This is a genomic window from Xylophilus ampelinus (assembly GCF_003217575.1).
GTDB classification, from domain to species: Bacteria; Pseudomonadota; Gammaproteobacteria; order Burkholderiales; family Burkholderiaceae_C; genus Xylophilus; species Xylophilus ampelinus.
Genome location: NZ_QJTC01000005.1, coordinates 22,889 through 41,824 on the forward strand (window position 1 = coordinate 22,889; position 18,936 = coordinate 41,824).

Annotated in this window: 14 protein-coding genes, 1 tRNA gene and 1 pseudogene; 8 read left to right on the forward strand and 8 right to left on the reverse strand. The window is 67.9% G+C overall.

Annotated elements, in window-relative coordinates:
• Positions 1-98: 98 nt before the first annotated feature.
• Positions 99-1,031: a serine O-acetyltransferase EpsC gene (gene epsC, locus DFQ15_RS05175; protein ID WP_110464954.1), complete on the reverse strand. Its 933-nt coding sequence runs from the start codon at positions 1,029-1,031 to the stop codon at positions 99-101.
• Between the two features lie 568 nt (positions 1,032-1,599).
• On the opposite strand from epsC, the gene DFQ15_RS05180 reads away from it, so the two are divergent.
• A complete protein-coding gene (locus DFQ15_RS05180; protein ID WP_110464955.1) occupies positions 1,600-2,814 on the forward strand; it encodes a zinc-binding metallopeptidase family protein in 1,215 nt (404 codons plus the stop codon).
• Positions 2,815-2,932: 118 nt separating this feature from the next.
• On the opposite strand, the gene putA is transcribed toward DFQ15_RS05180, so the two are convergent.
• Entirely contained in the window at positions 2,933-6,700 is a 3,768-nt protein-coding gene (putA, locus tag DFQ15_RS05185; protein WP_110464956.1) for a trifunctional transcriptional regulator/proline dehydrogenase/L-glutamate gamma-semialdehyde dehydrogenase, read from the reverse strand.
• A gap of 774 nt (positions 6,701-7,474) precedes the next feature.
• On the opposite strand from putA, the gene DFQ15_RS16965 reads away from it, so the two are divergent.
• The 6 genes and pseudogenes from DFQ15_RS16965 to DFQ15_RS05200 all read left to right on the forward strand — a co-directional run bounded on the left by DFQ15_RS16965 (position 7,475) and on the right by DFQ15_RS05200 (position 10,463).
• On the forward strand, positions 7,475-8,125 hold the full coding sequence (locus DFQ15_RS16965; RefSeq protein ID WP_146228651.1) for a hypothetical protein: 651 nt from the start codon (positions 7,475-7,477) through the stop codon (positions 8,123-8,125).
• 19 nt (positions 8,126-8,144) lie between these two features.
• Positions 8,145-8,792 (forward strand): calcium-binding protein, encoded by a 648-nt coding sequence (locus tag DFQ15_RS18110; protein ID WP_110464957.1) that lies wholly within the window; start codon positions 8,145-8,147, stop codon positions 8,790-8,792.
• A 180-nt stretch (positions 8,793-8,972) separates the two neighbouring features.
• Positions 8,973-9,368 carry a hypothetical protein gene (locus DFQ15_RS16970; protein ID WP_146228652.1) on the forward strand — a complete coding sequence of 132 codons (396 nt, stop codon included), beginning with the start codon at positions 8,973-8,975 and terminating at the stop codon, positions 9,366-9,368.
• A 99-nt stretch (positions 9,369-9,467) separates the two neighbouring features.
• Positions 9,468-9,521: pseudogene (locus DFQ15_RS17700) on the forward strand (hypothetical protein); the annotation flags it as partial.
• 88 nt (positions 9,522-9,609) lie between these two features.
• Complete coding sequence (locus tag DFQ15_RS05195) at positions 9,610-10,194, forward strand: calcium-binding protein (protein ID WP_110464958.1); 585 nt, start codon at positions 9,610-9,612, stop codon at positions 10,192-10,194.
• Complete coding sequence (locus DFQ15_RS05200) at positions 10,191-10,463, forward strand: helix-turn-helix domain-containing protein (protein WP_199399815.1); 273 nt, start codon at positions 10,191-10,193, stop codon at positions 10,461-10,463. Before DFQ15_RS05195 ends, DFQ15_RS05200 begins: the two co-directional genes overlap by 4 nt.
• 46 nt (positions 10,464-10,509) lie before the next feature.
• Here DFQ15_RS05200 and DFQ15_RS05205 read toward each other — a convergent pair.
• The 3 genes from DFQ15_RS05205 to abc-f form a co-directional block, all read right to left on the reverse strand.
• Positions 10,510-10,585, reverse strand: a tRNA-Lys gene (locus DFQ15_RS05205).
• A gap of 94 nt (positions 10,586-10,679) precedes the next feature.
• Positions 10,680-12,122, reverse strand: coding sequence for an NAD-dependent succinate-semialdehyde dehydrogenase (locus DFQ15_RS05210; RefSeq protein WP_110464959.1), 1,443 nt, complete (start codon positions 12,120-12,122; stop codon positions 10,680-10,682).
• A 169-nt stretch (positions 12,123-12,291) separates the two neighbouring features.
• Positions 12,292-14,283 (reverse strand): ribosomal protection-like ABC-F family protein, encoded by a 1,992-nt coding sequence (abc-f, locus tag DFQ15_RS05215; RefSeq protein ID WP_110465035.1) that lies wholly within the window; start codon positions 14,281-14,283, stop codon positions 12,292-12,294.
• A 223-nt stretch (positions 14,284-14,506) separates the two neighbouring features.
• Here abc-f and DFQ15_RS16975 point away from each other — a divergent pair, with 223 nt between their 5' ends.
• Positions 14,507-15,499 carry a GGDEF domain-containing protein gene (locus tag DFQ15_RS16975; protein ID WP_158529006.1) on the forward strand — a complete coding sequence of 331 codons (993 nt, stop codon included), beginning with the start codon at positions 14,507-14,509 and terminating at the stop codon, positions 15,497-15,499.
• Between the two features lie 48 nt (positions 15,500-15,547).
• On the opposite strand, the gene prmB is transcribed toward DFQ15_RS16975, so the two are convergent.
• The 3 genes from prmB to DFQ15_RS05235 form a co-directional block, all read right to left on the reverse strand.
• The gene (gene prmB, locus DFQ15_RS05225) at positions 15,548-16,420 is read right to left on the reverse strand and encodes a 50S ribosomal protein L3 N(5)-glutamine methyltransferase (RefSeq protein ID WP_110464960.1); all 873 of its coding nucleotides are present in this window, start codon (positions 16,418-16,420) and stop codon (positions 15,548-15,550) included.
• A complete protein-coding gene (dapE, locus tag DFQ15_RS05230) occupies positions 16,417-17,613 on the reverse strand; it encodes a succinyl-diaminopimelate desuccinylase (protein ID WP_110464961.1) in 1,197 nt (398 codons plus the stop codon). The genes prmB and dapE overlap by 4 nt, the downstream gene beginning before the upstream one ends.
• 88 nt (positions 17,614-17,701) lie before the next feature.
• A complete protein-coding gene (locus DFQ15_RS05235; RefSeq protein ID WP_110464962.1) occupies positions 17,702-18,862 on the reverse strand; it encodes a PilT/PilU family type 4a pilus ATPase in 1,161 nt (386 codons plus the stop codon).
• Positions 18,863-18,936 lie beyond the last annotated feature (74 nt).

Consider the following 18,936-nt stretch of genomic DNA (forward strand, 5'->3'; position numbering starts at 1 on the left):
GCCCATCGCGTCGAAGCGAGGCCGCGTCGCGGGCGCGACCGTCGGCAGGCCATCACGTTGCTATTAAATAAATAGCTAGAAGTCGTTGCAGGGTGGCCTCAGCCCCGAGCCGCGGCGGTTCCTGCCGCATGGGGCGCGTTTTGCAGCATCGCCTGGGTGACGCTGGCACCGGCCGGCACGCTGTCGGTCGGCCAGACGTTGCCGCCGATGACCGCACCCCGGCCGATGGTGACTCTGCCGAGGATGGTGGCGCCGGCGTAGACGACCACGTCGTCCTCGACGGTCGGGTGGCGCGGCAGGCCCTTCTTCAAGGTGGTGCCGTCGGCCTCGGTCGGGAAACGCTTGGCCCCCAGCGTGACGTTCTGGTAGAGGCGCACGCCCTGGCCGATGACGGCCGTCTCGCCGATGACGACGCCGGTGCCGTGGTCGATGAAGAAGCGCGGGCCGATGGTGGCGCCGGGGTGGATGTCGATGCCGGTCTGGCCATGCGCCAGCTCCGAGATGATGCGCGCCAGCAGCGGCAGGCCCAGCGTATAGAGGCTGTGGGCCAGCCGGTAGTGGATCATCGCGAGCAGGCCCGGGTAGCAGAGCAGCACCTCGTCCACGCTGTGGGCGGCCGGATCGCCTTCGTAGGCGGCGACCGCGTCGCTGTCGAGCAGGCGGCGTATGGCCGGCAGTCCGGCGGCGAAGTCCCGGAGCAGGGCACGCGTCGTCCGTTCGGTATCGCCGGACGCGGTCGACGTCCTGCGGGCGGTGTAGCGCGACTCGAGCAGCGCCTGGTCGAGCAGTGTGTGCAGCGCCGAATCGAGTGTCCGGGCGACGTAGAAATCCTCGCTTTCGTGGCGCAGGTCCGAAGGCCCCAGCCGCAGCGGGAAGAGAACGCCCTTCAGGCATTCGACAACGCCGGCCAGCGCGTTGCGCGACGGGAACTCCCGTCCCGTCGGCTCGCGGGCGCGGCCTTGCGAGTCGCGCCACGCGATCCGCGTGCGCTGCAGTGCCTGCACCACTTCGTTTACCTCGAAACCTGACATGAAACCTCCGTTGTCGTCGTGCGGACCGGCCGCCCGGCGGCGGGGATGCGCGGGGCAGGGCGCCAGAGCGTGTCATGCACTTCGACGTACCCGCGAAAGCCGGGGAGAGGCCCGGCGGCAAGGCGCAGGACGCGCCGCGGTATGGATACCGCAAGCGGACTGCAACGCGGCGGCCGGGCCTCTGCCCGGCTTTCCCGAAGGACGGGTCCCGCAGGCAGGCGCTCGCGGCGTTGCGGCCCTGGCCCAGGCACGAGCCTCGGGCGGCGGCCCGCGCCTTGCGATCGCCCGCCCGCGGGACCCACGCGGGTACGTCGAAGTGCATAACACGCTCTAGTGAATCACTGTAAGCGCGCGGTGCCTGTCGCCAAATGCGAAAAACGATGAACCTCGGAGCCACGCAGCCACGCAGCCACGCAGCCACGCAGCCACGCAGCTGATTTGTGCAGGGCGAAGGGACCGGCGGGTGCGGCAACGCCCGCACCGCTTTCGGGCACTCGGCCGACGTGCCGCACGGGCCGGGCCGGTCATATTGCCGGCCAACCCCTTTTTGCAACGGCCTCCTACGACCATGACCTCTTGCCTCATCACCGCCGTCGGCCCCACCACCAGCCGCGCCTACCGCTGCGTTTGCGGCAAGCCCCTGTTCCTGCGCAACAGCCTGTGCCTCAACTGCGGTCGCTCGCTGGGCTACGACCCGGCCATGCGGACCGTGGTGGCGATCGAGCCCGGCGTGCAGCCCGGCGACTGGGTGATCTCCGGCACCGGCTCCGACCGCATCGTGCACCGCTGCGCCAATCTGGAGGCGCCCTCGGCCTGCAACTGGCTGATCCCCGGCGGCACGACCGCCCACCGGCACACGCCGCACAACCTGGATCCGGGCTTCTGCCTCTCGTGCAGCACTACCCGCACTATCCCCGACCTTGCCAAGGAAGAGAACCGTGAACTGTGGCGCAAGCTGGAGATCGCCAAGCGCCGCTTGCTGTCGCAGCTGCTGGCCCTGGCACTGCCGATCGAGACCCGCAAAGAGCGGCCCAACGGTTTGATGTTCGACATGGTGGAACAGGTCCCCGGCGGCCCCAAGGTGCTGACCGGCCACGACGAAGGCCTGATCACCCTCAACATCGATGAGGCCGACGACGCGCGGCGCGAGAAGATCCGTGCCGAGATGCGCGAGTCGTACCGCACGCTGCTCGGCCACTTCCGGCACGAGATCGGCCACTACTACTGGGATCGCCTGGTGCGTGACACCGTCTGGCACCAGCCGTACCGCACGCTCTTCGGCGACGAATCGGTCGACTATGGCGAATCCTTGAAGCGCCATTACGAGAACGGCCCGCCGGCCGACTGGCCGCTGCACTACGTCACCAGCTACGCCACCACCCACTCCTGGGAAGACTGGGCCGAGACCTGGGCGCACTACCTCCACATGGCCGACACGGTGGACACCGCCGTCAGTTTCGGCATCGATGCGAACAACGTCGATATCGAAAGCGATCCGTACACGCTGGACGACCTATGGCGGCCCGACCATCCGAACGCCGCCGCCTTCCTCGCCTTCCTCAATTCCTGGATCGTGCTGACCCACGCGCTCAACGAGCTGACCCGCAGCATGGGCCAGCCCGACTACTACCCCTTCATCCTGCCGCGCGAGGCGATCGCCAAGCTACAGTTCATCCATGAGGTGGTGCGCTCGTACAGCGTGCCGGCAGCGGCGCTCGGCGTGGAGGAAACGGCAGCGGATTTCGACGACAGCAAGGCAGAGCCCGAGGCGCGCGCGGCCTGACGTACGTCCGACCGTGGCGCGGTACAGGCCGGGCGGCGTGGAGAGACGAATGCTATAAAAAATATAGCTGGATGTCGTTGCCGCACGACGACCTCGGCCATTTTTGATCCGGTATCGATCAACCGATCGACATCAGGCTCGCGTTTCCACCGGTGGCCGCCGTGTTCACGCTGGTCGAGCGCTCGACCAGCAGTCGTTCGAGCGGCAGGTCGCGCTCGCCGGGGCGGCAGGCGACGACACCGACGATGGCACCGGGCCGCTCCGCCAGCCGCCGGGTCCAGTCGAGCAGCGCGGGCGCATCGCCGTGGTGGAGGACCGCGTCGAAGTCTTCCTCCAAGAGGCGCGCCTCGGCCGCCTGGTCGATCCGCGCCTGCACATCGGCCGGCAGGCGCGCCCGCAGCGCCGGTGCCGCGGCCGACCACAGGGCGCGGCTGCCCACGGCCAGCACGGCGGCGAGCTGCGTCAGCCGGTCGGCGGGATCGTCCGCCAGACACAGCACCCGTGTGCGGGCCGCCAGGGTGTAGACGTTTCGTTCCCCGGTGGCACCCTGCAGTTCCAGAGCAGCGCCGCTGCGGGACTGGCCTGCGAAACGGGTGCAGAGGGCCGCTACCGACGCGAGCCCCTCGGCTGTCAGCCAGCGCTGCAGCGACGCCAGGGCCGGGCGTGCGGGCGGCGGCGGGTCTATGGCCGCGGCACCTGCGACTCGGTCATGCGGCGGCATCAGCGCGAGTGCCCGCGCCTGCGTGTCCTCCGGCCGCGAAGCCAGCAGGCGGTAGAGGTACAGCGGCCCCCCGGCCTTGGGGCCGGTACCCGACAGGCCCTCTCCGCCGAAGGGCTGCACGCCGACGACGGCGCCCACCATGTTGCGGTTCACATAGCGGTTGCCTGCATGCGCCGCGGCCAACACCCGGGCGATGGTTTCGTCGATCCGGGTGTGCAGGCCCAGCGTCAGGCCGTAGCCGGTGGCGGCGATCTGGTCCAGCAGCGCGCCGATGTCTTCGCGCCGCCATCGCACCACGTGCAGCACCGGGCCGAAGACCTCGCGCTGCAGTTCGCCGGCGTGGTCCAGCTCGATCAGGGTCGGCACGACGAAGGTGCCTGCGGCCGCCGCGTCCTGGCCGGCGGCGGCGCGGAACACGGTGCAGCCCCGGGCGGCCATCGCCGCGATGTGCCGCTCGATGCCGTCGCGGGCCTCGGCGTCGATCACCGGGCCCACGTCGGTCGACAGCACCGCCGGGTCGCCCAGGCGGAGTTCGGCCATCGCGCCGCGCAGCATCCGCAGGATGCGGTCGGCCGCGTCTTCCTGCACGCACAGCAACCGCAGTGCCGAGCAGCGCTGGCCCGCGCTGTCGAAGGCCGAGGCGAGCACGTCGGCCACCACCTGCTCGGCCAGCGCGGACGAGTCGACGATCATCGCGTTCTGGCCGCCGGTCTCGGCGATCAGGGGCACCGTTCGCCCGTCGGCGGTGAGCCGGCCTGCCAGCGTCTTCTGCAGCAGCCGCGCGACCTCGGTCGAGCCGGTGAAGAGCACGCCCTGGATCCGCGCATCCGCGATCAGCCGGGCGCCCACCGTCGCGCCGTCGCCGGGCAATAGCTGCAGGGCCGCGCGCGGAATGCCCGCCTGCCACAGCCGGCGCAGCGCGTGCGCGGCCACGAGCGGCGTCTGTTCGGCGGGCTTGGCCAGCACCGTGTTCCCGGCCGCCAGCGCGGCCGCGACCTGCCCCACGAAAATGGCCAGCGGAAAATTCCAGGGGCTGATGCAGACCACCGGCCCCAGGGGCCGGTGCGCGTCCACCCTGAAGTCACGACGCACCTGCGCCGCGTAGAAGCGCAGGAAATCGACGGCTTCGCGCACCTCGGCGACCGCGTTGGAGGCGATCTTGCCCGCCTCGCGCGCCAGCAGGCCCAACAGTTCGGGCATGTCCGCCTCGAGCGCGGCGGCGGCGCGGTCGAGCGCATCGGCCCGCTCGGCCGGGTGCGTCGCGGCCCAGGCGACCGCATGGCCGGCGGCTGCCGCGACGGCCGCGTCCACATCTTCCGCGGACGATTCCTGCACATGGCCGACGACGTCGCTACGGCATGCCGGGTTGCGCACGGCGACCGGCGCCGGCGACGCCACGGGTGCGCAGGCCGTGAGCGGGCCGGCGGACGCCTGCCGGGCGTGCGCCGCCTGCATCGACCCGGCCAGCGTCGCGAGCGTGCGGTCGTCGGCCAGGTCCAGCCCGAGCGCATTGGCGCGCAGCGAGCCGTAGAGCGCCGCCGGCAGCGGGATCGCAGGATGCGGCGAACCCGCGTGGCCTTCGGCGTCGGCGAGCCGATCGACCGCGGCGACCGGGTCTTCGACCAGCACAGCGAGCGGGATGGTCGGGTCGGCGATGCGGTTGACGAAAGAGGTGTTGGCGCCGTTCTCCAGCAGCCGGCGGACCAGGTAGGCGAGCAGGGTCTCGTGGGTGCCGACCGGGGCGTAGATCCGGCACGGCCGGCCCAGCCCGCCCTGCGACGGGTGGCCGACCACCTGCTCGTACAGCGGCTCGCCCATGCCGTGCAGGCACTGGAACTCGTACTGCCCCGGCGCGTAGCCGGCAGGCCCCGCCATCTCGTGGATCGCCGCGACCGTGTGGGCGTTGTGCGTGGCGAACTGCGGATAGACCGCATCGGGCGCATCCAGCAGCTTGCGCGCGCAGGCCAGGTAGGAGACGTCGGTGTGCGCCTTGCGGGTGTAGACCGGATAGCCCGACTGGCCGTCGACCTGGGCGCGCTTGATCTCGCTGTCCCAGTAGGCCCCCTTCACCAGGCGCACCATCAGCCGGTGGCCGCTGCGCCGCGCCAGGTCGACCACGCAATCGACCACCTGCCCGCAGCGCTTCTGGTAGGCCTGGATCACGAAGCCGATGCCGTCCCAGCCGGCCAGTTCGGGTGCGAAGCAGAGGCGCTCCAGCAGGTCGAGGGACAGCTCCAGCCGGTCGGACTCCTCGGCGTCGATGTTCAGGCCGATGTCGTGGCGGCGCGCCTGGACGGCCAGGGCGTGCAGCGTCGGATACAGCTCCCGCATCACCCGGTCGTACTGGGCGCGGCCGTAGCGTGGGTGCAGGGCGGAGAGCTTGATCGAGATGCCCGGCCCCTGCTGCACGCCGCGGCCGGCGCAGGCGCGGCCGATCGCGTCGATCGCCTCCTGGTAGTCCCGCAGGTAGCGGGCGGCGTCGGCCGCCGTGAGCGCCGCCTCGCCCAGCATGTCGTAGGAATAGCGAAAGCCCTGCGCCTCCCGGGTGCGGGCATGGGCCAGCGCATCGGCGATGGTCTCGCCGGTCACGAACTGCTCGCCCATCATGCGCATCGCGCGCTCGACGCTCATGCGGATCAGCGGCTCGCCGCCCCGGCCGATCAGCCGCGCCAGAGCGGACGACAGGCCCGATTCGCTGTGCGTCGCCACCAGCTTGCCGGTCAGCAGCAGGACCCAGGTCGCGGCGTTCACGAACAGCGACGGGCTCTTGCCCAGGTGCTGCCGCCAGTCGCCGTGGGCGATCTTGTCGCGGATCAGCGCGTCGCGGGTGGCGGCGTCGGGGATGCGCAGCAGCGCCTCGGCCAGGCACATCAGGGCGACGCCTTCCTGCGACGAGAGCGCGTACTCCTGCAGCAGCCCCTGCACGATGCCGGCGCGGCCGGCGTCGGCCTTGCGATCGCGCAGCGTGCCGGCCAGCCGTTCGGCAAGGACCTGGGCCGAACGTGCCGTGTCGGGCGGCAGCCGGGCCAGGGCGAGCAGCAGCGCCAGGGCCTCCGGTTCGGCGATGCGCGTCGCCGCGGTGATGGCGGCGCGCAGGGGCCGCGCCCGGCTCTCCAGACCAGTGGCGAAGGGCTGGGGCGACGAGGGAGAGGACAGGATGCTCATGGCGCCGAAGGTAGTGGATCGCGGGATGACGGGCCGTCGTCTGCGGTTCGGAACTTCGATAGTGCGCGACCAGGCCGAATTAAATCCGGTCCATGACCAGCCCAACAGACAGAGCCGACCGCAGGCAGGGCGTGTCCGGCGCGCTGAAGGTCGCGAAGCATCGTCCGTCCGCATTCGCCCAAGACGGTGGTGGCCATCAGGTAATCCGGGTTGTCCAGTCGCGCTGAGCGGTTACCCGTGGTGTCGGCAAGACGATTCCCAAGAGCGCCGCAAAATTCTCCATATTTCTCTGTTTTCTTGTTTGAATAGGGTTTAACTTCGCGCACTTCTTTACACGAGCGACACAGTCTCGGGAGGAATGGCGATGGCGGATGGCAGTGCTGAATCGGGCATGCAGAGCGGGTCGGTAGAAGAACCCACGGGGAATCCTCCAGCATTTATAGATGGCACGCTAACAATATCCCGCCGAGACCGAGCATTGGCCGTACTCTGCACTGTCTGCCGCGTCCTGCATATCGCAGCCGACCCACCGGCTCTGGCGTATCTGCTATGGAAAGAAGATAGCGACGATCGGTTGGACGGCGACTACTCCGCCGCCCCGGCAGAGGGCCAGGAGGCCGTGCAAACGGCACTTGCAGCCTGCGGAGGCAACCATGCTATTGAAAGAGTAGCAGCATGCCGAAGCAGATCAACGACTAGAAGGCGATTACATCTACAGGAAAGAAGACAGAACCGCCCTTGGCACGCAGCCGCCAGCAAAGGGCAGGTGACGCCATGAAAACCCCGCACCGAATACCAACCCGCATGCGCATCGGACTGCTCTGCCTGCTGTTGGCCCTGGCCGGCGGCACCAGCGCATCCGGGCATGCCGCGACAGCCACCGTCACCACAGCCGTCGAACAACAGTCGATGAAAGAACGCCAGCGCATCGCCGGCGAGATGTTTCAGGAGCTGTGCAAGAAGTCGGGCGTTTTTATTCACCGCACGGTGGAGAACGTGGAGGGCGTTTTTCTGATGAGGCTGCGGCCCGATAAACTCAACTTTGAGAATAAGTATGCACTGGATGACCCTTATGGTCGTGATGTTGGCGGAAAAGGATATATCGAATTATTTTTGAAAAGCTATTATGACGGTTGGCCACAGATTGCTGCCGGTCAAAATCCTCCCACGAATAGATTTGGTTATCAATACGTCGAAGCAATAGACCCCTCGGACGGCGTTAGGTACCGCTACAACGGCTCCGTCAAAGCCGTGAGAAAAAAGGATGTAACTGCGCCGGACGTTCAAGCGAATATCAAGCGAAACGATTGGGCGGGCGCTCTCCTTGGCTACTGGCTGCAAATAACGCATGTCCTGAGTTCGCACCGCGCCATGGATTTACCGTACGAACCTCTCAAACTGTCCGTTTTGTCAATCAATCTTTGAAGCCAAGGAAAGTTAAAAAATGATCGCACCGACCATCGCAGAATACCTGTCTTATGGCAACCTGCAAATCGCAGCCGAATCATTCATTCGTGATGAAAAAACCATTTGGACGGTGGACAATCTGCGCGATCGCGCATTGACGGGCGGTACCCGGGCCGACACGTTCGTCGGCTTCGACTTCCGCGATGACCGTTTGACAGGCGGCGCTGGCGATGACGCGCTTCAGGGCGCAGGCGGAAGCGACGTGCTGTCGGGAGATGCCGGCGACGACACGCTCGACGGCGGTCTGGGAGATGACGTCTACCTTTTGCGTCTCGGCGACGGGCACGATGTGATCCGCAACACGGGCGGCGCGGACACGCTGCGATTCGGGCCCGGCATCGACGCCGAGAATCTGAGATTGATTCGCACGTCCACCCCCCTTCCTGCCAAGGAATTTTTTCAACCGACGACGCGGTTCTCGGTTGCCGATTCTCTGATGGTGGTACTGCCGAATGGAGAGCAGGCGTGGATCCCGGATTACTTCGCATCGGAGAACGCCATCGAGACATTAGAGTTCGAAAACGGGCGCGGTGGAATATCCAGGATATACAAAGTCGCATCACCGATATGCAGGGTACCGCGAACGCCATGCAGGGCACCGCGGGCGATGACAGTTATTTGGTAGACCCTGTTTCCGACACGATCGGCGAAAGCGCGAACGAGGGCACTGACACCGTCAGCAGTTCGGTATCGTATGGTTTGCCGGACAATGTGGAGCGGCTCGTGCTGACGGGCCCGCTGGACCTCGTCGGCATCGGAAACAGCTCCGACAACGTGATTATCGGAAAATCCGGAAATAATATTTTTGAATGGTGGCGAAGGCACGGATCGCCTTGTAGGAAGCGCCGGCGACGACAGCTACATCGATCTCTCGATTAATAGAGGGGCCTACTCGGAAGGTGCGCTGATCGAATCCCCATCGGAAGGAAACGACACCCTCTATCTGGATGCAAAAAACCGCACCCTCGATGAGAATGTCGAAAATCTTGTTTTGATAGGCTGGAAGCAGAATACGGTTTATTATCAAGGTTACTACGGCTATCTCCCGACCTATCTCGCATATGATGGCAAAGGCTCAGATAATATAATCAAGCTTGTTGGCAATAGCGAGAATAATACGATCGATGCGACCAATTATCCGGTGGTCTGGTTCTCAATGGTGGCGGTGGCGACGACATGCTTATCGGCGGGGGGAAGATGATTATTATGTAGTCGATGATGAGGCCGATCGGGTGATCGAGTCTACAGACATGTCGAAAAATGACACGATCATATCGTCGTCGACGAGGACAAGGCGGATGTGCTGACCTACTCCGCCGCTTTGGCGACAGGGGCTGCCCTGCCGGGCTGGTTGGCATTCGACGCCGGCAAGAAGACCTTGACCGGCACGAGTACCGCAACCGCCGGGACTTTCGACAGACGGCGGTGCCGGTGCGGACACCATGACGGGCTTGGCCGGAGACGACACCTACTGGGTCGACAACACGGCGGACAGGGTGGTGGAAGCGGCCAACGCGGGCACCGATACGGTGGTGTCGAGCGTGAGCTACACCCTTTCGGCGAATGTGGAAAATCTGACGCTCACCGATTCGGCCGCGATCAACGGCACCGGCAACAACCTGGACAACGCGCTACAGGGCAATGCGGGGGCCAACACGCTGACGGGCGGCGCCGGAGCGGACTATCTCGACGGCGCCGCGGGAGCCGATGTGCTGGTGGGCGGTGCGGGCAACGATACCTACTGGCTTGCCCGCGGATATGGTGTGGACACGATTCAGGAGAACGACAGCACCGGCGGAAATCAGGACGTCGCGAGGTTCGCGAACGACATCTCTTCCAGAAAGCTGTGGTTCCGCAAATCCGGCAACCAGCTGGAAGCAAGCGTCATCGGCACTGGAGACAAATTCATGGTGAGCGACTGGTACTCGGTCTCCAAAACCCAGGTCGAGCGCTTCGACGCGGGCGACGGCAAAGACCCCACCAAATGGTGGCGCGGTCGTGAGGTTGATCTGGGGTCGGCGGCGTGACCCCCGACGACCTCCGCGCCTGGCAGGCGCACATGGGCTACACGTACGACACCGCAGCCGCTGCGCTCGGCATCAGCCGCGGCAGCTACGCGGACATGGTGGCCGGCCGCAGTCGGACATCTGGCAAGCTGCTTGCGATCAGCCGGCGGACGGCGCTGGCCTGTGCGGCGCTGGCGGCAGGGCTTTCGGAGTGGGACTCTGACCATCACCGAACGAGCAAATGCGGGCCGCCTGCAGATGAGCATCCAAATCCCACGGTGGGAATATAAAGAAGGCTCCGCTACTAAATGAATAGCAGCGGAGCCTTACTGTGTCTGGTGGGACGTGCGGGGGTCGAACCCACGACAAACGGATTAAAAGTCCGCTGCTCTACCAACTGAGCTAACGTCCCTCTGAAGGGCTTTACCGGCTGCGCCGGCAGCAGCAAAGCCTACGATTATAGCTGCTGCGGGACCGCTTTTTGCGCCCGCCGCCGCGCGATCGACTTAAACGGCCATGATCGAGACGGCCTTGGTGACCAGATAGCCCTCCATCGCCTCGGGGCCGCCTTCGGAACCGTAGCCCGAATCCTTGACACCGCCGAACGGCATTTCGGGTGTCGGCGCGGCGGGCTGGTTGATCCAGAGCATGCCGACTTCCATCTGCTGGCTCAGCAGGTGGGTGTTCTTGACCGAGCGGGTGAAGGCGTAGCCGGCCAGGCCGTAGGGCAGGCGGTTGGCCTCGGCGATCGCGTCTTCGAGCTTGTCGAAGCCGCGGATCGCTGCGATCGGGCCGAAGGGCTCGTTGTTGAACACGTCGGCGTCGAGCGAAACGTCGGTCAGCACGGTGGGCGCGAAGAAGTTGCCGTCGTTGCCGACGCGCTCGCCCCCGGTGGCTACCTTGGCGCCGGTGTTGCGGGCGTCGTCCAGGATCTTGGCCATCGCGCTCAGGCGGCGCGGGTTGGCCAAGGGGCCCAGAGTGGTGCCGTCGGCGGCGCCGTCGCCCAACTTGAGGCTTTCGGCGTGCTCGACCATCAGCTGGGTGAATTCTTCGCGCACGCTGTTGTGGACCAGAAAACGCGTCGGCGAGATGCAGACCTGGCCGGCATTGCGGAACTTGGCGCCGCCCGAGGCCTTCACCGCCAGGGCCACGTCGGCGTCTTCGGCCACGATCACCGGCGCGTGGCCACCCAGCTCCATCGTGGCGCGCTTCATGTGCGCGCCTGCCAGGGCGGCCAGTTGCTTGCCGACCGGGGTGGAGCCGGTGAAGGTCACCTTGCGGATGACCGGATGCGGGATCAGGTAGCCCGAGATTTCCGCCGGGTCGCCGAAGACCAGGCCCACGGTGCCGGCCGGTATGCCGGCGTCGACGAAGGCGCGCAGCAAGGCAGCCGGCGATGCCGGAGTTTCTTCGGGCGCCTTGACCAGGAAGGAGCATCCGCTGGCCAGCGCCGCGCCCAGCTTGCGGACGATCTGGTTGATCGGAAAGTTCCAGGGCGTGAACGCGGCGACCGGGCCGATCGGCTCCTTCAGCACATGCTGCTGCGCCAGCAGGTTGCGCGAGGGCACGATGCGGCCGTACACGCGGCGGCCCTCGTCGGCGAACCATTCGATGATGTCGGCACCGGCCAGGACTTCACCCTTGGCCTCGGCCAGCGGCTTGCCCTGTTCGGCGGTGAGCAGCTGGGCGATGTCGCCGGCGCGTTCGCGCAGCAGGGCGGCAGCCTTGCGCATCGTGGTGGCGCGTTCGTTGGCGGGGATCTTGCGCCAGGCCTCGAAACCCTTCTGGGCGGCAGCCAGTGCGCGGTCCAGGTCGGGTATGCCGGCGAAGGCGACCTTGCCGATCGGCTTGCCGGTGGCCGGGTTGACGACGTCCTGGGTCTTGCCGCTGGCGGCATCGCACCACTGGCCGTCGATCAGGAGTTGGGTGTCGGTATAGCTGAAGGTCATGCAGATTCCTTGGAGGAGGCGAGCGCCCGCCGGGCGCTGCAGGGTGAAGGCGTGCCGCCATGCCCGGGGCAGGAACCGGGGGAGGGCGGATGCGCCGAGGATCACCGAACATGTTACAAGACCATCGTGTCGGCCGCTCGCGCGGCTGCCAGACGCCAGTACCGGCGACTCAGGTTCCCAGGGCTTCGAGCTGGGTGGTCAGCTCCAGCCAGCGGTCTTCCAGCCGACCCGATTCGGTGGTGACGGCCTTCAGCCGCTTGCCGGCATCGGCGATCTCGGCCGGTGCCAGGGTCTGCTGCATCCGGGCTTCGAGCGCCGACTGCTCGTGCTGCAGCGCCGCCATGCGCGTCTCCAGCTGCTCCATTTCGCGCTTGAGCGGGCGGGCGGCCGAGGCCGATTGCTGGCGGGCCTGGGCATCGTTCTGGCGCTGCGCTTTCGACGACGCGCCCTTGGCCTCGGAGGCCGCTGCCGCTGCCGCGGGCGCCGGGACTGCGACCGGGGCCACGGCGGCGCGCTCGGCCGTCTTGGCCTCTTCGCGCATGCGCTTGGCCTCGTCGAGCAGATAGCGCTGGTAGTCGTCCAGGTCGCCGTCGAACGGTCCGACCACGCCCCGGCCGACCAGCCAGAACTCGTCGCAGACCGAGCGCAGCAGTGCCCGGTCGTGGCTGACCAGCATGAGAGTGCCTTCGAACTCGTTGAGCGCCATCGCCAGCGCCTCGCGCGTCGCCAGGTCCAGGTGGTTGGTGGGCTCGTCGAGCAGCAGCAGATTGGGACGCTGCCAGACCATCATGGCCAGCACCAGCCGCGCCTTCTCTCCGCCGCTCATGGTGCCGACGGCCTGCTTGACCATGTCGCCGCTGAAGTTGAAAGTGCCCAGGTAACTGCGCAGGTCCTGCTCGCGCGAGGGCTGCTTGGCGTCGGCGCCCATCTCGCGGGCCAGCCGGATCATGTGCTCCAGCGGTGTGTCCTGGGGCCGCAGCACGTCGAGTTCCTGCTGCGCGAAGTAGCCGATCCGCAGGCCCTTGCCCTCGATGATCTCGCCGGCGATCGGCGCCATGTCGTGGGCCACCGTCTTCACGAAGGTCGACTTGCCCTGGCCGTTGGCGCCCAGGATGCCGATGCGCTGGCCGGCCAGCACCGACTTGCTGACGCCCTGCAGGATGATCTTGGGCGCCGCGCCTTCTTCCTCGGCCGCATAGCCGAAGGACGCGTCGGTGATCGACATCATCGGGTTGGGGATGTTGCCCGGCTCCTTGAACTCGAAGGTGAACTCGGCCTCGGCCAGCAGCGGCGCGACCTTCTCCATCCGCTCGAGCGCCTTGACCCGGCTCTGCGCCTGTTTGGCCTTGCTGGCCTTGGCCTTGAAGCGGTCGATGAACTTCTGCAGGTGGGCGATCTTGTCCTGCTGCTTGCTGAAGGCCGACTGCTGCTGCTCCATCTGCAGCGCGCGCATTTCCTCGAACTTGCTGTAGTTGCCGCCGTAGCGGTTGAGCTTGGCATGCTCGATGTGCATCGTCACGTCGGTGATCGCGTCGAGGAATTCGCGGTCGTGGCTGATCACGATCATGGTACCGGCGTAGCCCTTCAACCACGATTCGAGCCAGACCAGCGCGTCCAAATCCAGGTGGTTGGTGGGCTCGTCGAGCAGCAGCAGGTCCGACGGGCACATCAGCGCGCGGGCCAGCTGCAGCCGCATCCGCCAGCCGCCGGAGAAGCTGTCGACCGGCTGGTCCAGCTCGCTGGACTTGAAGCCCAGGCCCTGGATCAGCGCCTGGGCGCGGGGCACCGCGTCGTACTCGCCGGCGTCGGCCAGGTCGGTGTAGGCGTGGGCGATGGCCATGCCGTCGTCGGCGGCCTCGGCCGCGGCCAGCAGGGCGCGCAGTTCGCCCAGGCGGGTGTCGCCGGCCAGCACGAAGTCGGTGGCCGACTCCGACGTTTCGGGCATGTCCTGCGCCACCTGCGCCATGCGCCAAGCCGCAGGCCGGTGGAAATCGCCGCCGTCCTCGTGCAGGGTGCCGTTGAAGAGCGCGAACAGCGTCGACTTCCCCGCGCCATTGCGGCCGACCAGCCCCACCTTCTCCCCGGGGTTGATGACGACCGAGGCCTGGTCGAGCAGCAGCTTGGCGCTGCGGCGAAGAATGACGTTCTTGAGTGTGATCATGAAAAATAAGGGGCGAGCGGACGGGCCGCCCGGCACAGGCCGGCCACCGCGCAGGCGCGGCCGCGCGTGGCGGAAAACCGGCGCGCGGAAGGCGCCGAACGGCGCATTTTCGCCCATCGGCGCGGGGCCGGTCGAAAGACCGCTCGTCGTCTTGCGCCTAAGGTTGGCGATCCGGGGCTCTCCCGGAGCGACGGCGCGCCCGGAAGATGGTACTTTCGGCCCCATGCAGACCTCCGCACCCTCCTCCGCAGAAGATACGCCCGCCGCACCGTCGGCCCCACCACCGCCGCCAGCCGACGGTGCCGCGGCCGGCAGCGACCAGCCGGTCCTGGTGATCGCCGACGGCAACGACGCGCTGCAGGCCCAGCTCGGGCCGCTGCACAGCGTGCTGACCGCCGCGAGCGGAGCCGCGGGCCTGGAGCTGGCGCGCCAGCATCGCCCGGACCTGGTCATGCTCGACCTGATGCTGCCCGACATGACCGGCTTCGAGGTGCTGCGGCGGCTCAAGGTCGATGCCCGCACCGCCGAGATTCCGGTGATTTTCGTGAGCAGCCAGGCCTTCGCCGGCGACGGCGTGCGCAGCCTGGCGCTCGGCGCGGCCGATTTCGTCACCACGCCGCTCGATGCGCCGGTGGTCGCCGCCCGGGTCGCCACCCAGCTGCGCCTGTCGGCCTACCGCAGGGAGGTGGAGGAACTGAGCCAGCAGGACGCCGTCACCGGCGTGGCCAACCGCCGCCATTTCGACCGCATGCTGACGATGGAATGCCGGCGCGCCCAACGCGCGCAGACCCAGGTGTCGGTGGCGATGGTGGAACTCGATGCCTTCGATGCCTATGCCGACCGCCACGGTCGGGCCCTGGCGGCCGACACGCTGCGCGCGGTGGCCCAGACGCTGCGCACCAGCATCCGCCGGCCGGCCGACCTGGCCGCCCGGTATTCGGACGACCGTTTCGCGATACTGATCCCCGACACCCGCCTCGGCAGTGCCCGCAAGGTGGTGCAGGCCTTCTGCGACGCCCTGGCGGCGCTGCGGATCCCGCACGCCGCCTCCGCCGTGGCGCCGCGCGTCACCGTCAGCGTGGGCCTGGCGACCACCGAGGTGGGCGAGGACGGCGGGGGCGAGGCGGTGGCGCAACGCGCCGAAGCGCATCTGCAGCAGGCCCGCGAGGCCGGCCACAACCGGGTGGTGGCCGACGGCGACACGGCGGCGGCCTGATCCCGGGCCTGCGGCGGGCCCTGCGCTGCGGCCCGTCGCCGACGGCGGCTATCCGAACGCGCTCACCAACGCGTCGCGCGTCAGCAGCAGCACCTGGTCGTCGCCGGCCGAGGTTTCCAGCCAGACGGTCTCGAGCCCGGGAAACGCCCGCTCGAAGTGCTCCTGCTCGTTGCCGATCTCCAGCACCAGCACCGCGTCATCGGCCATGCGGGCCGGCGCGTCCCGCAGCAGGATGCGGATGAAGTCCATGCCGTCGGCGCCGCCGGCCAGGGCCATCTCGGGCTCGGCCCGGTACTCGGCGGGCAGGGCCGCCATGCTGCCGGCGTTCACATAGGGCGGATTGCACAGGATCAGGTCGTACGGCCCGCGCACGCCGGAGCATCCGTCGGAGGTCAGCAGCGTGATCCGGTCCTGCAGCGCGTGCCGGTCGACGTTGATCCGCGCCACAGCCAGCGCGTCGGCCGAGAGGTCGGCCGCGTCCACCGCCACGTCGGGGTAGGCCATCGCCGCCAGCACCGCCAGGCTGCCGTTGCCGGTGCACAGGTCCAGCACCCGGCGGGTGTGTTCGCCCAGCCAGCCGTCGATGCCGCCGTCGGCCAGCAGCTCGGCGATGAAGCTGCGCGGCACGATGGCGCGCTCGTCGACGTAGAAAGGCACGCCCTGCAGCCAGGCTTCGCGGGTCAGGTAGGCGGAGGGCTTGCGGGTGGCGATGCGCGCGTCCAGCAGGGCGCCGATGCGCGCGTCTTCCTCGGGCGTGACGGCGCGGTCGGCCACGCCGTCCAGGTCGTCGAGCGGCAGCGCCAGGCGCCACAGCACCAGCCATGCGGCTTCGTCGAAGGCGGTGGCGGTGCCGTGGCCGAAGGCGACGCCGGCGGCCTCCAGCTGGCGGGCGCCGGCCTGGATGCGATCGAGGACGTTCATGCGCCCACCGTCCGCCGGGACAGGTTTTCCAGGGTGCGGCGGTAGATGTTCTTGAGCGGCTCGATGTCGGCGACCGGAATGTGTTCGTCGATTTTGTGGATCATCGCGTTGGTCGGGCCGCATTCGACCACCTGGGCGCCCAGCGGCGCGACGAAGCGGCCGTCGCTGGTGCCGCCGGCGGTCGAGAGGGTGGTCTCCAGGCCGGTCTCGGCCCGGATCGCGTCGCCCACCGCGTCCAGCAGGTCGCCCGGCATGGTCAGGAAGGGCTGGCCGCCGAGGGTCCAGCGCAGCGCGTACTGCAGGCCATGCCGGTCGAGCACCGCATGCACCCGCTGCTGAAGCGATTCGGCGGTCGATTCGGTGCAGAAGCGGAAGTTGAAGTCGACCACCACCGTGCCCGGGATCACGTTGCTCGTGCCGGTGCCGCCGTGGATGTTGCTGACCTGCCAGCTGGTGGGCGGGAAGAACGCGTTGCCGGTGTCCCACTCGGTGGCGGCCAGCTCGGCCAGCGCCGGCAGCGCCTCGTGGATCGGGTTGCGGGCCAGCTGCGGATAGGCGATGTGGCCCTGGATGCCCTGCACCGTGAGCTTGCCGCTCATCGTGCCCCGGCGGCCGTTCTTGACCATGTCGCCGGTGCGCTCGACCGAGGTGGGCTCGCCGACGATGCACCAGTCGATCCGCTCGCCGCGCGCCTGCAGCGTGCGGCAGACGGCGACGGTGCCGTCGACGGCCGGGCCTTCCTCGTCGCTGGTTAGCAGCAGGGCCAGCGTCAGCGGGGTGTCGGGCGCGGCCGCCAGGTACTCCTCCAGCGCCACCACGAAGGCGGCGATCGAAGTCTTCATGTCGGCGGTGCCGCGTCCGAAGAACCGGCCGTCGCGGTGGGCCGGCACGAAGGGCGGCGTGGTCCATTCCCCGAGCGGGCCGGTCGGCACAACGTCGGTATGGCCGGCGAAGACCAGCGTTTTGGCTGTTGCTATTGAATCGATAGCTTGAAGTCGTTGCTCCGTAACGGCTGCAGCTCTTTTTGCCCACAGGTTCTGCACCCGGAAGTCGTCCGGCCCGCTGTCCATCCGCTCGCAGACGAAGCCCAGCGGTTCCAGCCGGCGCACCAGGATGTCGAGGCAGCCGGCATCGTCGGGAGTGATGGAGGGGCGGGAAACCAGTTCCTCGGCAAGCTGCAGGGTGCGCGACATCGGCGGATCGGGGATGGGAGGGGAAGGCCAATCGGGAGCGGGCCGGATGGGAAGCGGCGGGCGCGGCGGAGGCGCTCGCGCCGTCTTCTCAGTGCTTCACGTCGAGCGTGATCTCGGTGAACGACGGACTGTCGTCCACCGGTGCGACGGCCGCGGCGGCGACGGCGGCGGCGGACTTGGACGCCATCGCGAAATCGTTCTGCAGCCGCCAGACCAGGTTGGTCGGCGAGTCGGCGTAGGCCAGGCCCTCGCGGCGGTCGACGACGCCGTGGGTGATCAGGCGGGCGATGTCTTCCTCGAAGGTCTGCGAGCCCTCGGCTATGGATTTCTCCATCGCCTCCTGCACGCCGCCGAAGTCGCCGCGGGCGATCAGGTCGGCGACCAGCTTGGTGTTGAGCATCACCTCGGCGGCCGGCACCCGCGCGCCTTTGACTGTGCGCAGCAGCCGCTGCGAGACGATCGCCTTGAGCGCAGCGGCCAGGTCGCCGAGCAGGGTCGGGCGCACCTCGGCCGGGTAGAAGCTCAGCACCCGGTTGAGCGCCTGGTAGCTGTTGTTGGCGTGCATCGTGGCCAGGCACAGGTGGCCCGACTGGGCATAGGCGATCGCGGCGGACATGGTTTCGCGGTCGCGGATCTCGCCGATCAGGATCACGTCGGGCGCCTGGCGCAGCGCGTTCTTCAAAGCGATGTGCAGCGACTGGGTGTCGACCCCCACCTCGCGCTGGTTGACGATCGACTTCTTGTTGCGGAACAGGTGCTCGATCGGCTCCTCGATGGTCAGGATGTGCCCGGTGCTCGATTCGTTGCGGCTGTCGATCATCGAGGCGAGCGAGGTGCTCTTGCCCGAGCCGGTGGCGCCCACCATCAGCAGCAGGCCGCGCTTCTCCATCACCAGCTCGCGCAGGATCGGCGGCAGGTTGAGCGTCTCGAGCTTCGGAATCTCGCTGTTGATGTAGCGGATCACCACCGCGAACGAGCCGCGCTGGCGCATCGCGCTGACGCGGAATCGGCCCACGTCCTTCATCGCGAAGCCGACGTTCAGTTCGCCGGCTTCCTCCAGCTCCTCCATCCGCTGCGGCGTCAGCACCTCGGCCAGCAGGTTGCGCGGCGCTTCGAAGGGCAGCACCTGCGCGTTCACCGGAACGCATTCGCCGTTGATGCGGAGCGTGGCCGGTGCGTTGGACGAGAGATACAGGTCCGAAGCTTCCTTCTCGGCCATCAGTCGGAGGATGCGTTCCATCGTGCCCATGCGCGTGTTCCTTGGTGAAGCGGGGGAGTGGCGGTGCGTGGCCGGGGCGCCCGCCGCGCGGGCCGGCCCCGAAG

Excerpts from the sequence above, each read along its gene's own strand:
- DFQ15_RS05210 (WP_110464959.1), bottom strand. The coding sequence starts at position 12,122 with ATGACCTTCAGCTATACCGACACCCAACTCCTGATCGACGGCCAGTGG.
- DFQ15_RS05195 (WP_110464958.1), top strand. The coding sequence starts at position 9,610 with ATGACGGGCTTGGCCGGAGACGACACCTACTGGGTCGACAACACGGCG.
- DFQ15_RS16975 (WP_158529006.1), top strand. The coding sequence starts at position 14,507 with ATGCAGACCTCCGCACCCTCCTCCGCAGAAGATACGCCCGCCGCACCG.
- DFQ15_RS05180 (WP_110464955.1), top strand. The coding sequence starts at position 1,600 with ATGACCTCTTGCCTCATCACCGCCGTCGGCCCCACCACCAGCCGCGCC.
- DFQ15_RS18110 (WP_110464957.1), top strand. The coding sequence starts at position 8,145 with ATGATCGCACCGACCATCGCAGAATACCTGTCTTATGGCAACCTGCAA.
- dapE (WP_110464961.1), bottom strand. The coding sequence starts at position 17,613 with ATGTCGCGCACCCTGCAGCTTGCCGAGGAACTGGTTTCCCGCCCCTCC.
- epsC (WP_110464954.1), bottom strand. The coding sequence starts at position 1,031 with ATGTCAGGTTTCGAGGTAAACGAAGTGGTGCAGGCACTGCAGCGCACG.
- DFQ15_RS16965 (WP_146228651.1), top strand. The coding sequence starts at position 7,475 with ATGAAAACCCCGCACCGAATACCAACCCGCATGCGCATCGGACTGCTC.
- DFQ15_RS05235 (WP_110464962.1), bottom strand. The coding sequence starts at position 18,862 with ATGGGCACGATGGAACGCATCCTCCGACTGATGGCCGAGAAGGAAGCT.
- putA (WP_110464956.1), bottom strand. The coding sequence starts at position 6,700 with ATGAGCATCCTGTCCTCTCCCTCGTCGCCCCAGCCCTTCGCCACTGGT.
- prmB (WP_110464960.1), bottom strand. The coding sequence starts at position 16,420 with ATGAACGTCCTCGATCGCATCCAGGCCGGCGCCCGCCAGCTGGAGGCC.
- abc-f (WP_110465035.1), bottom strand. The coding sequence starts at position 14,283 with ATGATCACACTCAAGAACGTCATTCTTCGCCGCAGCGCCAAGCTGCTG.